The 13319-nt window shown below is 48.8% G+C and carries 11 protein-coding genes; 2 read left to right on the top strand and 9 right to left on the bottom strand.

The window, feature by feature from the left end; all coding sequences use genetic code 11:
* The first annotated feature begins 211 nt into the window (after positions 1 to 211).
* Both HMPREF0240_RS02000 and HMPREF0240_RS01995 read left to right on the top strand, forming a co-directional pair.
* A complete protein-coding gene (locus HMPREF0240_RS02000; protein WP_009001790.1) occupies positions 212 to 433 on the top strand; it encodes a cation transporter in 222 nt (73 codons plus the stop codon).
* A 113-nt stretch (positions 434 to 546) separates the two neighbouring features.
* A complete protein-coding gene (locus HMPREF0240_RS01995; RefSeq protein ID WP_009001789.1) occupies positions 547 to 768 on the top strand; it encodes a cation transporter in 222 nt (73 codons plus the stop codon).
* A gap of 180 nt (positions 769 to 948) precedes the next feature.
* On the opposite strand, the gene HMPREF0240_RS01990 is transcribed toward HMPREF0240_RS01995, so the two are convergent.
* From HMPREF0240_RS01990 to HMPREF0240_RS01950, 9 genes are all read right to left on the bottom strand, one after another.
* Complete coding sequence (locus tag HMPREF0240_RS01990) at positions 949 to 2730, bottom strand: NADH-dependent [FeFe] hydrogenase, group A6 (protein ID WP_009001788.1); 1782 nt, start codon at positions 2728 to 2730, stop codon at positions 949 to 951.
* A gap of 40 nt (positions 2731 to 2770) precedes the next feature.
* Entirely contained in the window at positions 2771 to 5899 is a 3129-nt protein-coding gene (locus tag HMPREF0240_RS01985) for an NADH-ubiquinone oxidoreductase-F iron-sulfur binding region domain-containing protein (RefSeq protein WP_009001787.1), read from the bottom strand.
* Between the two features lie 4 nt (positions 5900 to 5903).
* Complete coding sequence (gene nuoE / locus HMPREF0240_RS01980; protein WP_009001786.1) at positions 5904 to 6416, bottom strand: NADH-quinone oxidoreductase subunit NuoE; 513 nt, start codon at positions 6414 to 6416, stop codon at positions 5904 to 5906.
* A 774-nt stretch (positions 6417 to 7190) separates the two neighbouring features.
* Positions 7191 to 7910, bottom strand: a complete 720-nt coding sequence (locus HMPREF0240_RS01975) for a J domain-containing protein (RefSeq protein WP_009001785.1) — start codon at positions 7908 to 7910, stop codon at positions 7191 to 7193.
* Positions 7911 to 8060: 150 nt separating this feature from the next.
* Positions 8061 to 8468, bottom strand: a complete 408-nt coding sequence (locus HMPREF0240_RS01970; protein WP_009001784.1) for a Zn-finger containing protein — start codon at positions 8466 to 8468, stop codon at positions 8061 to 8063.
* A 257-nt stretch (positions 8469 to 8725) separates the two neighbouring features.
* Positions 8726 to 9634, bottom strand: coding sequence for a DUF4340 domain-containing protein (locus tag HMPREF0240_RS01965; RefSeq protein WP_009001783.1), 909 nt, complete (start codon positions 9632 to 9634; stop codon positions 8726 to 8728).
* 14 nt (positions 9635 to 9648) lie between these two features.
* Positions 9649 to 11133, bottom strand: a complete 1485-nt coding sequence (locus HMPREF0240_RS01960) for a GldG family protein (protein ID WP_009001782.1) — start codon at positions 11131 to 11133, stop codon at positions 9649 to 9651.
* A gap of 12 nt (positions 11134 to 11145) precedes the next feature.
* Positions 11146 to 12012, bottom strand: a complete 867-nt coding sequence (locus tag HMPREF0240_RS01955; protein WP_009001781.1) for an ABC transporter permease subunit — start codon at positions 12010 to 12012, stop codon at positions 11146 to 11148.
* Complete coding sequence (locus HMPREF0240_RS01950; RefSeq protein WP_035312254.1) at positions 11996 to 12988, bottom strand: ABC transporter ATP-binding protein; 993 nt, start codon at positions 12986 to 12988, stop codon at positions 11996 to 11998. The genes HMPREF0240_RS01955 and HMPREF0240_RS01950 overlap by 17 nt, the downstream gene beginning before the upstream one ends.
* Positions 12989 to 13319: the final 331 nt, after the last annotated feature.

Raw genomic sequence — 13319 nt, 5'->3', positions numbered from 1 at the left:
TACTACTAAAGGCCCATTGACGGCAACTTTTCTTTTCAATATAATTAAATTATAAGTTTATTGCAGCAAAAAAAGTGACAATAGGACAGAAAAAAAAGACCCCCAAAGTGTACACCGGCATAATACATCTGCGGCTGTTTCGTTACTGTTCACGAAAGAGGCATTTCTTTCAAACAATCCAAAAGTCACCCATTCTAAGAGGAGGGAAAAGATGAAAAAAATTTATGCTTTAGGAGATGTAACCTGTTCACACTGCGCGCAGGTGATGGAGACAAAAATCAGTTCTATCGCAGGCGTAACATCAGCAATGATTTCATTTCGATTAAAAAAAGTGACTGTTAATATGGACGATGATAAAGAAGCTGAGGTTGAAAGTCAGGTTCTCGAGCTGATAGAGAACCCGGTTTACTGCAAAACTTGTCCTAACCGATAATTCGGGCAGGCTATCGGAATTTTGTACAATCCGGCAGAAGACACGGCAGCATATCGCTGTCTTTACATAGTGCCATTAGCCGAAAGTCATCCAATTTTTAGAGGAGGAAAAGAATGAAAAAAATATATGCCTTAGAAAATGTAACCTGTACACATTGTGCCCAAGTAACGGAAGCACATGTTAATTCTCTCACAGGCGTAACATCGGCGATGGTTTCATTTAAATTAAAGAAGCTAACTGTCAATATGGACGATGATAAAGAAGCCGAGATTGACAGCCAGATTCAAAAAATTCTTGCGAAGCCATTTTACTGTAAGAATTGTCCCAACCGATGATTTTGGCAGGCCGTCAGAATTTGTACAATCTTCTTAACACGCTGCAGCGGTGCATCACTCAATATCCCTTTTCCGGGAAGGAGCGATGCACCGCTGTTTTAGGCTGGCTCATATTCCTTCATATTTGAATATACTGCCCTATTGGGGCATATCTGTACTACCCTGTCTTTTGGAACCGGCTCACTCTGCCAGCTGATTATATTTCCCCCTCGGTACATAATGAGTATGCAGCAGATGATGTGCCTTATGTCCATTCGGATCCCCCAGATATTCATCATACAGTTTCAGCAGATCCGGATTTTCATGGGACTTGCGGAGTACCTTGCGCTCATCCTCGCTGTACAGTGCCTGTGTCCGCTTTTCACGGTACCCTTCCTCGCTGCAGCGCGGCTGTCCGCCGCCGTTGATGCAGCCACCGGGACATCCCATTACTTCGATAAAATGATAGGGCGATGTACCGTCTGCAACTTCCTGCATCAACTTAGAAGCCCCGGCAAGACCGCTGGTTACGGCAATCTTCACCGTTACACCTTTCAGATGGGCGTACTCCGGCAGTGTTTCCACGATGGCGATCTCCGCTGTCTTCACCTGTTCAAGCCCAATAATTGGTGTCACATGCAATTTTTCAAAGGGCAGTTCCTCCCCCGTTACTACTTCATAGACTGTACGCAGGGCGGCTTCCATAACGCCTCCGGTCACGCCGAAGATATCTGCCGCGCCGGTCCCCAGCCCCATAGGAGCATCAAACGCTTCATCCGGCAGCTTCACGAAGTCAATGCCGGACTTCCTGATCATCCGTGCCAGTTCCCGGGTGGTCAGCACCGCATCTACATCGCGGATGCCGTCCACTTCCATCTCCGGCCGCTGGATCTCATATTTTTTCGCCGTACAGGGCATAACGGAAACGACAAACATATCTTCCGGCCGCGTGCCCGTCTTCTCTGCATAGAAGGTCTTCACTAAAGCGCCCATCATGGTGTGAGGGCTTTTGCAGGTGGACAAATGCCCCAGTGCCTCCGGAAACTGGTGCTCCACATGCTTGATCCATCCCGGAGAGCAGCTCGTAATCATCGGAAGCACAGCCTCTTCGCCCGTCAGAGCAGCGTTCAGGCGTCCAAGCAGTTCTGTGCCTTCTTCCAGGATCGTAAGATCCGCGGAGAACAGGGTATCGAATACATCATCAAACCCGATATCCCCCAGTGCCGCTGCGATCTTTCCTGTCACAGGAGTTCCGCAGGGCAGCCCGAATTCCTCCCCCAGTGCCGCACGCACAGCGGGAGCCACCTGGACTACTACCCGCTTTTCGGGATCAGCCAGAGCTTTCCATACCGGCGTCAGGCCATCGGTTTCCTTAAGCGCCCCGGTGGGACAGACGATGGTACACTGGCCGCACATGGCACAGGATGTTGAGTTCAGCGGCAGCCCCATAGCCGGGCTGACCATAGTATCAAAGCCCCGGTTCTGTGCCTGGATCGCGCCTACCTTCTGGATCTCTGCGCAGGCAGTGACGCAGCGGCGGCACAAAATGCATTTGCTGGTATCACGGGTGATGGACGGCGAGATATCCACATGCCCTTCAGACACAACGCCCTCAAAACGGCTTTCGGTCACATCCAGCTCATTTCCGAGGGCCTGCAGCTCACAGCTCAGGTTGCGGCTGCAATTTAAGCAGTCCCGGGAATGATTGGACAGCAGCAGTTCATACAGGACTTTCCTGGCTTCCAGAACCTTGGGGGAATGGGTCTTCACCTTCATTCCCTCCCGAACCTTTACCATGCAGGATGCCTGCAGGTTCTTCATTCCTTCCACTTCTACCACGCAGATCCGGCAGGAGCCGTACTGGTGGACATGTTTCATATGGCACAGGCTGGGCACACGGATACCGGAAGCCTCTGCCGCTTCCATAATGGTGGAGCCTTCCAATACCTCCACCGGCTTTCCATTTATTGTTAAATGTATCATAATAACCTCCTGGTCTCTGTCTTGTTAAGGGTTTCCGCTGCTATCGCCTGTCGCAATGCAGGCAGCGCAGGGATTCCGCCATCGCGTCCAGCTTGTGATATCCACAGTTTACTTCCCGGAAATTATCGGCCCGGTCTTCCGGCTTCAGGCATCTGGTTGGATAGCGGTCATGGGGTTCATTTACTTCCAGTTCAATCTCCGGGATGTCGAACTGCTGTCCCTTATTTAATTCCCCGCTTCCTCCCAGGTACTGGTCGATCTTCACAGCCGCATGTTTGCCATCGGCAATTGCCTGTATCACCACGTTCTTGCCCCACGGACTGACATCTCCACCAGCGAATATGCCCTCTTCCGCAGTCTGTCTGGTAAATCTGTTAATCTCCAGTTTGCCGGTCTTATCCAGACCTACATTTGTTGTTTTATAAACCTTGTGATCTACATCCTGGTTGATCGCGGTAACAATGCCGTCACAGTCGAGGGTAAAGTCCGAACCTGACATCTGCTTGGTCAATCTGCGCCCATCGGAACCAAACTCCGCTTTATAACGCCGAATCAGATGTATCCCCGTCACTTTTCCTCCCTCACCCTTAAATTCAACCGGGGACGCCATTGAGATAACCTCTATCCCTTCTTCCCGTGCCTCTTCTACCTCTTCCTTTCCTGCAGGCATCTCCTGCTCAGCCCTGCGGTAGATGACTGTAACCTGGCTTGAGCCAAGGCGGACAGCAGTTCTTGCAACATCGATAGCCGTACTGCCCCCGCCGATGACAACAAGACGGTCCGGCACAGACAGATCTTTATTCAAACCAATCCGTTTCAGGAAACCAAGGCCGCTTTCCACGCCTTCCAGATCCTCTCCCGGAATATCCAGCAGACGGGAGCTCTGGGTGCCTGCCGCAATGTAGATGGCATCCGACTGGCTGCGCATATCCTCAAGGCTCAGATCCTTCCCTATACTGGTGCTTAGATGGATATGGACACCGCTCTTTTCGATAGCGTGGATCTCCTTCTCAAGAACCTTCTTTGGCAGCCGGTATTCCGGGATTCCCCAGTACAGCACGCCGCCGGCCACAGATTCCGCTTCATAAATATGTACCTCATGACCCAGGTTTGCCAGATAGTAAGCACAGGTCAGCCCCGATGGGCCGGCGCCGATGACCGAAATCTTCTTTCCGGTAGACGGCAGCGGCTCTACTGTGGGGATGGTATAGTCATCCCGGAGCGCATAATCCCCGATAAACCTTTTTATCGAGCAGATAGACACCGGCTCATCCACCTGTGCCCTTCGGCAGTGATCCTCACAGGGATGTGTACAGACACGCCCGCACACTGCCGGGAATGGGTTATCCTGCCGGATCAGGCGGTATGCATCATCGATCCGCCCTGCGGCCAGAAGAGATAAGTAGCCTGGTATATAAACATTTGCCGGACACGCATTGCGGCACGGAGAGGTCTGAAGTTCCGCGCAGACACCTGCCGGACAGTATTTATCATAGATGTGGGATTCATATTCCCCACGGAAATATTTTAAAGTGGAAAGAACCGGATTGGGCGCTGTCTGTCCCAAACCGCACATAGCAGTCTGCTTGATTGTCTCCGCCAGTTCCTCCAGAAGATCCAGGTCTTCCGGCCGTCCCTTTCCTTCCGTAATTCCCTCCAGAAGCTCCAGCATCCGACGGGTGCCGTTACGGCAGGGGAGACATTTGCCGCAGGATTCATCACAGATAAAGTCCATGAAATACCGCGCCGTATCCACCATGCAGGTATCCTCATTCATGACCACCAGGCCGCCGGATCCCATGATAGCTCCAAGCTCCGCCAGTGAGTCATAATCTACCCGGGTATTCAGGTGTGCCCTGGTGAGACAGCCGCCGGAAGGTCCGCCGGACTGAATAGCCTTAAATCGTTTGCCTCCAATGATACCTCCGCCGATCTTATAAATAATATCACCCAGAACTGTACCCATGGGCACTTCGATGATACCGGCATTCACGATATCCCCGGCCAGAGCAAATACCTTAGTCCCGGCACTGCCTGCCGTACCGATCTTGCGGTACCACTCTGAACCGTTCAGAATAATAGGAGCCACATTGGCCAGAGTCTCCACATTGTTGATAATAGTGGGACATTCAAACAATCCTTTCTCAAACGGGAACGGCGGCTTCTGCCTGGGCTCGCCTCTTCTTCCCTCTATGGAAGCCAGCAGAGAAGTTTCCTCGCCGCACACAAACGCTCCGGCCCCAATACGGATCTCCACATCAAAATCAAAGCCGCTGCCCATGATGTTCTTTCCCAGTATACCGGCTGCCCTTGCCTGGTCGATCGCATTTCCAAGTCTCTCTACCGCAATGGGATATTCCGCCCTGACATAGATATAGCCCCTGGATGCACCAATGGCATAACCACCCAGCATCATGCCTTCTATAATGCTATGGGGATCCCCCTCCAGAAGACTGCGGTCCATAAATGCTCCTGGATCCCCTTCATCAGCATTGCAGACCATGAACTTGCGCCCGTCCGGTGACTGGGCTTTCCTCCCGGCTTCCCACTTCACTCCAGTAGGAAAACCAGCGCCGCCGCGGCCCCGCAGCCCGGAATTTTTTATAACAGCAACCACGTCCTCCTGGCTCATGCCGCCCAATACTTTCGCAATCGCTCCATAACCATCTCTTGCGATATAAGCTTCCAGAGAAGAGAACTCCATGCGCCCGCAGTTTCTCAGGGCGATGCGGATCTGTCCCTCAAAAAATCTGATATCTTTCATCAGCGGCACATGGATGCCCATGTCATCGTCAAAGTATGTATATTCCTCACAGATCTCGTCATTCATCAGATGACTGAACACGATATGATCCACCTTTTCCGGTTCCATTTGTGTGTAAAAAACCCCGTCAGGCTCAACCAGGATTACCGGCCCCAGTGAGCAGGTCCCCATGCATCCGGTGACCAGAACCTCCACCTCATCCTTCAGCTGATAATTCGCCAGCGACTCGTACAGTGCGTCTTTCACTTCCTGGCAATGGGAGGATATACAGCCTGCGCCCCCGCATACCAGCACCTGGCGTCTGTACTTTCTCCGCCGCGCCAGGTAATCCCCCTTGATCACGCGGAGATCCATCTGGTCTCTAACCAGCCGTTTCTCCCTGGATATTTCATTTATTCCCGCCATAATCTTACTCCTCCTCCTCATAATAGCGCTGCAGAATCTGTTCCAGTTTGTCAGGGTTCACCTGTTTATACACCTGATCGTCTATGGACATGGCCGGAGCCAGACCGCAGGAACCGATGCAGCGTGCCACCTCAAAAGTGAATTTTCGATCCTTAGTCGTCTCTCCAATCTCCACATCCAGAATCTTCTTCAACCGCTCCACAATCTTTTTCCCACCCCGCACATAGCAGGCCGTACCAAGACAGACACGTATCGTATGTTTCCCCCTTGGCTGAGTAGCAAAAAACGAGTAAAACGTAACAACTCCCGACACCTCAGCCAGCGGAAGGTCCAGACTGTCCGCTATAACCTCCTGCACTTCCAGCGGCAGATACCCATAAAGCCCCTGAGCCATATGAAGAACCTGAATCAGGCTTCCCTCCTTCCCCCTATACTCCGCAGCCAGCTCCCCGATCCGCTGCAGCAGAGCCGTTTCACTGTGGTCACATCCACAGCACCCCTGTGTGTAATCGCCCATCAATAAGTGCCTCCTTTTTCTTTTTTATTGTGAAAAAACATACAAAGTAAAAGCGGGAGCTGCCTGTTTGGCAGCTCCCGCTAAAAGTCTCTCTATATGTTTTTTACAAACTGAGTCCCGTTTTCCGGACTTTTTCCGAAGATATTGATACTTTACCATAATTCCCTCCTGCTTCCGGTATAACGCATAAAAATCAGGAACGATAAGTTCGTTATAAATTGTACAAAATTCAATAAACAATTCATCGTATTTTATATAATTGTTTCGATAATATCACAGTAACATCATATGTGTCAAGAAATATTTTCAGAACCCCCATATAAACAGACATTCACATCCGATCAAAAATCAGTCAACGAGCTTCAGCCTCGTTGACGAACATATTCAAAAATTCCCCCTTATCCAACCCACATACGCCTCCCCCGCCAGAAGATCCCCCTCATAAAGGAATTTCCCGCCTGCGGATGAACCCAGCTTACCGAGAGCCGGGACGGGCTGCGTAAAGCACCTGTCCTGTTTAAAATTCATCCAGCGAGCACTAGCAGCAGTTAGAGGAAATCCGTAAAGTCAGCCGGGGAAAAGTTGCTACCGAAGCAACTTTTCAGAACGCCTGAGGCGCTTAATCATCAGATTAAGCGCTGAATGCGTTCGGTCCCGGCTGATTTTACGGATTTCCTCTTACTGCTGTTTGGCGCAGCGCCCGAATTATAAACAGGACAGGTGCTTTACGCAGCCCGTCCCGGCTCTCGGTAAGCGTCCTCCCCTCGAAAAACTTTATATATATCTTCCCCCTCCGCAGCAAAGTCCGCTTCCTCCGCAGCACAAGTTACACAGCAAATTCGCAATACAAAGCTTCATACAGAGGTCACTTCCCCCCATTCCGGGGTATCCGTAAGAACTCTGCCTCTGCTGATACCATGAGCCCCCGCCCTGCAGGCGCTGAAGCATCATCTGATACTGCATGTTCTCAGGTTCCAGTCTGACGGCCTCTTTAGCATGTTCCAGCGCAGTGACATTATTTCCCATGCCCGAATTAGCGGATGCACTGTAAAAATACCACAGGGCACTCCTGTCGTTGATTCCGTTCAGGACATGCAGTCCCTCCTCATAACGCCCTGCCTGTATGTAGTTGGCGGCAGCTTTCATATGAATGTCTGTCTCGCTGTTCCCCGCCGTGCGCTGTTCCTGACGGCCGTATGGGCCATACCCTCCAAAACCGCCAAAGCCGCCGAAACCGCCATATCCACCGTAACTTCCGGTATTGCCGTAGCCGCCATAACTGTCTCCGCTTCCGGTATATCCATGCTCCCGTTCATCCATGATCTGCTGATAAGCCTGCTGCACTTCTTTGAACTTTGCTTCCGCCTCATCACGCATTGGGTTGTTGATATTCGCATCGGGATGATACTTTCTGCTCATTGTCCGGTATGCTTTTTTAATCTCCTCGTCAGATGCATCCCCTGACACACCCAGTACTTTATATGGATCACTCATATTGTCTTCATTCTCCTCAACGTCTCTATCCCCTGCCGAAAAAAATACACCGCAGCAGAAGTGTATCCTGCCTGCAAAATACACCTCTGCCCCGGCTGCATACCGACCGCTGGCTCCAGCGGGGCAGATGCCTTTTTCCGGCGTTATTCATTAGCTTTTCTTTATGAAGGTGGTACTGCACTTTGGACAGCACACTTCAATTTTACCCTTTCCCTTTGGGATCCTGATCTTCTGTCCGCAGCTCGGACATTTATAAATATGGTGCGTTTTTCTCTGCTTCCACATTGCTTTCTGATTCTTGAAAAAACCGCGTATCCCGCCTGTCTTTGCCAGGAATGCCTGATTCTCTGCGTACCGTTTTGTCACATTCTTTGAAAACATCCGGAAATAGCAGTAGATAATCAGAATCCAGCCCAGTATATAAAAAATAATGCCAAATGTTTTTCCACTAAAAATAGAAGAAATCAGCACTACTACCAGACCCATAATAAGCAGGAACTTCGAAAATGTATCGACTCCGTATCTTCCCTGCATGAAACGTATCAGTTTTTCTTTCATGTTTTACCAACCTCACTTTTATTCCCGCGAACAGTCGTCCAAAGCCGGTTCTTCCTTGGCCGCTGCCGCCAGGGTCAAATTCTCCGCAGCCCGCTTCGATGCAAGTTTTATGCCGGTCAGCATGCTGAAGGGGCTTTGCCCTATATGAGAGATATTTTCCTCTGTTTTCTCTGAATTGTCAATAAAAGGCTTATAAAATAAATATAAAATTTCCGGCAGGCAGCACTTCTGCCGCCTGCCTTCTTAACTTCAGCCTGTTACTCTTCGTTCAATATGTTTTTGCACACTTCATCCGATATCAGATATACAATTCTGGAATCATTCATCATGACATAACGGCTTCCTTCACCGTTTTCTTTCCCAATATACAGGGTCAGTGTCTGCTCTTCATCGTCTTTTGTATAAGTTGCCTGAACGGTAATTCTGGCCGCTTCGTCCAGCCCGAATCCTGCCAGATCTTTGTCTTCCACCGAATAATCTGCGGCCTCACTTAATGTCACGGCTCCCAGTCCGCCTGCAACTGCGGCAATATTCTCCGCATCGTCATCATTATCCGCGTCATAGGTGGTCTCGCTGCCGTCCCTGGTTATAACTTCTTTCTTCAGGTTGCCGCTTCCGATGCTTGGATAGGTATCCAGCTGTGCCATATCCTCAAGGGTATACTGCAGATCGGATATGGAAGTACTGCTGACCGTGTATACTTTGCCTTCATCCCCGACGGTAACGTAGTAATTATCCCCCGTAGAATTTCCATAATAAACTGTGGTTTCTTTTCCCTCTTTATCTGTCAGTACCACCGTATATACAGGATCTTTTAAGCCATAATCCTCCAGTGAATCACCGTCCTTCAGCTCCCGCTCTGCTTTCAGCTTTGCAAAATCAGAGGCCATTTGTTCCGGATAGCTCTGTGCCAGCGGGAAGTCCCGGTCCTTTGCATTGTACCACGTACCGTCTTCTTTAACGAGATCGAATTCACCGCTGCCCACATCGTATTTAATTCCCGTGATTTCCTCAATATCGGTGGCATATACTGCTTCTTTCTCTGTCTTCGCCTCCTGTTTTTTTTCCTGCTTCTTATTCCATGACTGAAGCCCAAAGTAGGCAATCAGAAGAATCAGCAGAAGGCAGAACAGTAAAAGGAAAGATCTCTTCTTTTTTTGTTCCATCTTCATCCATCCTCCTATGCTTTTCTTCTCTTGAACCAGACTGCGAATCCGCCGGCCAGAATCAACAGCGGAATGCCGAATATAACAAGAAGGCTGAACAGTCCTGCATGCTGCACTGTATTATACTCTGTAGCAAGGCTCTTCGGTTCAATTGAAATGTTCTGTACACCGTCAAAGTTGCTGCTCACTGCATTCATGAATACGGTTGTATTCTCAAGCTGTGTAAAGGTATCGGTTATCTGGGAATCAATCAGGCTGCCTGCGGTGATCACTGTCAGGCGGCTCTCTTTGGAGCTTTCCTCTGTATCATCAGATGTGTCTTTGCTTTCTTCCGCTTCTGCATCTTCCTTTCCGTCATCCGTGCCGTCAGTATCTGTTCCTGAACTGATCTGCTCTGTGGCAACTGCACCGAGAGTATAGGTTCCCTGTGTCTGATTATCCTCCGTCACGGCATAAGCACTGTCTGTTGTTGTCATAAAGGAGGTCGCTGTAATGGTATCTCTCGCGGCATCTACCATATTCAGGCCGCGTGTGTTGGTGACAAGTACCATCTGGGAGGAAATTCCTTTCGCCATATCCCCGGACAGTGAAAGCGTCGGGAATATATAATAGTAATTGCCCTGGTAGCATCTCTGCGGGTCCGCAATATACCCTTCTGCTTCTTCCATTCCGTATTCCTTCATAATGGAGGCAATGTTCGGAAGTTCTGACGTACTTGTATCTCCCAGGAGAATCATCACTTTTCCTCCTTCAGAAAGATAATTCTGCATGGCCGTTTTTTCATCGTCTGTCAAATCCGTGGCAGGCGCATACATAAGCAGAAGATCGCAGTCTTCCGGTATGGACGCCTGCATTACCAGATTCAGTTCTTCCATGTTATAGTTATTTTTGCTCATTAAGTCTGTAATTGAGCTTGATAACGTAGACTCACCATGTCCGGTTGTCCTGTATACTTTTTTATTCACATCACTTGTCACATAGTTTACTGCGCTGGTCAGCTGGCCTTCTCCGTCGAATTCGGATTCCGATACACTGCCCGTGTAATAATAGGAGGAAGTATCCACTACGACAATATCATCAAATGAAACGGTTGTACTCTTGCCTGTATCTGCGCATTCTACGACGATTGTATTTTCGCTCGCCTCGTGTTCCGTCAACGCAGAAGGATGCAGTACCGGGTCTATCCATTCCACGGATATATTTTTAGATAAAGCGGCATATTTACTCAGGAACGTTTTAATCCTGTCGTCCGCCTTGTCTTTCTCCGCCAAAACTGTAAACGTTACTTTATGGTTCAGGTCTTTCAAAAGTTCCCGGCTGGTATCCGTTATCTCATAGATCTTTGTACTGCTGACATCAATATTTCTGTATTTTTCAGGTATCTGCCCAAATATCATATTGGCTACTACTATGATTGCTATCACGATCACGGTGAGCCCCACACTGTAAGTTCCGTTTTTTGTTCCCGCTGTCTTAAATAAATTTTTTATTTTCTGCAATTTCCGGCCCTCCTAACTCCAGCGTCTTTTCTGTATTGCCTGTACTGTCAGGAAGATGAACACTACAATAACAGATAAATACAGAATAAGACCGCTGACATCTACAATACTGTTCGACGTAATATCCGTGAAAACATTTGCAAGCGCAAGATTTCCCAGGAACTTCGTCAGAATATTCTCGAACAGGCTGGATTTTACAATATACGTAACCACACAGGCTGCAATACCAATCAGCTCAATCCCTCCGCTGATAAACCAGTTGCCCGTCATCTGCTGGACATAAACGGCCACAATAGTCAAAAGTATGATAATCCCCACAACGCCGCTGATTGCAGAACTCGGAAGGAATGACAGAATCCCGTCCCACAGATACAGAACGAGCAGAACCCCGAACGTGGTGATAAATGCTATGATCTGGCTTTCTGTCAGTGAGGATAAAAACATTCCGATTGCAATATACACACATCCCAGAAGGAAAAATACGGCGATTGATATATAATCCACCTTCAGATATGCGGTTCCCTGCATTTTAATAATCAGAGGGAATAAACAGAAAATCAGGTTCGGCACTGCCAGCACGGAAACCATGGCAAGGTATTTTCCCATCACTACCTTGCGGAGGCTCACCGGTGCCGTCAGAAGCAGCTGATCCGTCTTGTTTTTTCGCTCCTCTGAAAAACTTTTCATTGTAATCAGCGGGATTCCCACCAGAAATACAATCAGTACGCCGGACAATGTATAGGAAAAATAGGGGTAACCCGCATTCAGGTTATACGCCATAAAATAAATTCCTGCAAAAGCTACCAGGAACGCTATAAAGACACATCCAATCATGGACTGAAAATAAGACCTCAGTTCTCTCTTATAAATCGCCAGCATCTGTCTCATCCTCCTCTCTCTCTGCAGACAGCAGTTTCGATCCAGTTTCCCCCTGCGTCAGTTCCAGGAAGATTTCTTCAAGACTTGCGCGGTTTGTATTCAGCATAAGAAGCGGGCAATTTGCTCCCGCAAAAGCAAAGAATACTTTTTCTCTGATGTCCTTATGTTCTTTTACTTCTAATGTAGCATAGGTTGTTCCGTCTGCTCTCTTTTCTGTCTTGATGCCCGAAATCTCGTTGACAGAGGACAATATTTCCCGAAGTCTGGATGGCTCAGTTTTTGCCAGTATCTCAACGGTTTCTGAATCATCCATCAGGTGTTCCAGGTTATCCGGTGTATCGCTGGCAACAAGCCGGCCTTTTGATATGATCATAATATAATCGCACACCTCTCTGACCTCAGCCAGAATGTGTGAACTGAGAATTACAGTATGGTCCTTTGCAAGTTTACGGATCAGCTCCCTGATCTCTATGATCTGTTTCGGGTCCAGTCCTACTGTCGGCTCATCCAGTATGATGATATCAGGAAAACCAAGCACAGCCTGGGCCAGACCGACTCTCTGCCGGTATCCTTTCGACAGATTGCGGATCAGCCTTCCCCTGACATCCATCAGTTTTGCCAGCTTTAGCACCTCCTCCACCGAGGATTCCCGCTTGTCTCTGGATATTCCTTTTAGCTCCGCAGTAAAATCCAGGTACTCCTGCACTGTCATTTCCGTGTACAGTGGGGGAAGCTCGGGAAGATATCCGATATGCTTCTTTGCTTCTTCCGGTTCTTTGAGAATATCATGCCCGTTAATAAGCACCTCGCCCTCCGTTGCTCCAAGGTACCCTGTCATGATATTCATGGTCGTTGATTTTCCTGCTCCGTTGGGACCCAAAAAGCCATAGATCTTCCCTTTTTCAATCTTGAAATTCAGGTGGTCTATGGCCAGATGACTTCCATATTTTTTCACTAAGTTTTTTACCTCAATCAAGTCCTTACCTCCCTGGTCTTTTAATTCGTGCCGGATCTTATTGAACCGGCAGGGATGAAACATTGGATTGCTTCACATAGTGATAAAATTAACAGAAGTTTGTGACAAAATTGTGTTATAAGTGTGGAATTTTTGGGGTACGGGTGGCGCCAAAGGGACGCCTCGGAAATGGCGGAGGCGGGAATGTCTGGAGCGGACCTCTGCCGGGGCAGGGGGAAGCGGATATGCCGTTTTTCGTTCGCGGGGCATTTGCTGAGAACGGCTAAATGGAAACACTGCCGGATTTTGAGGCATCAGAGACATTCACTGCACAATCTTGATGATTGTGCAG

The organism is Clostridium sp. D5 (genome assembly GCF_000190355.1).
GTDB lineage: Bacteria > Bacillota > Clostridia > Lachnospirales > Lachnospiraceae > Faecalicatena > Faecalicatena fissicatena_A.
This window is presented reverse-complemented; position numbering and strand designations above follow the sequence as displayed.

Excerpts from the sequence above, each read along its gene's own strand:
- HMPREF0240_RS01990 (WP_009001788.1), bottom strand. The coding sequence starts at position 2,730 with ATGATACATTTAACAATAAATGGAAAGCCGGTGGAGGTATTGGAAGGC.
- HMPREF0240_RS01955 (WP_009001781.1), bottom strand. The coding sequence starts at position 12,012 with ATGCTGGCGATTTATAAGAGAGAACTGAGGTCTTATTTTCAGTCCATG.
- HMPREF0240_RS02000 (WP_009001790.1), top strand. The coding sequence starts at position 212 with ATGAAAAAAATTTATGCTTTAGGAGATGTAACCTGTTCACACTGCGCG.
- nuoE (WP_009001786.1), bottom strand. The coding sequence starts at position 6,416 with ATGGGCGATTACACACAGGGGTGCTGTGGATGTGACCACAGTGAAACG.
- HMPREF0240_RS01970 (WP_009001784.1), bottom strand. The coding sequence starts at position 8,468 with ATGAAAGAAAAACTGATACGTTTCATGCAGGGAAGATACGGAGTCGAT.
- HMPREF0240_RS01975 (WP_009001785.1), bottom strand. The coding sequence starts at position 7,910 with ATGAGTGATCCATATAAAGTACTGGGTGTGTCAGGGGATGCATCTGAC.
- HMPREF0240_RS01965 (WP_009001783.1), bottom strand. The coding sequence starts at position 9,634 with ATGGAACAAAAAAAGAAGAGATCTTTCCTTTTACTGTTCTGCCTTCTG.
- HMPREF0240_RS01985 (WP_009001787.1), bottom strand. The coding sequence starts at position 5,899 with ATGGCGGGAATAAATGAAATATCCAGGGAGAAACGGCTGGTTAGAGAC.
- HMPREF0240_RS01995 (WP_009001789.1), top strand. The coding sequence starts at position 547 with ATGAAAAAAATATATGCCTTAGAAAATGTAACCTGTACACATTGTGCC.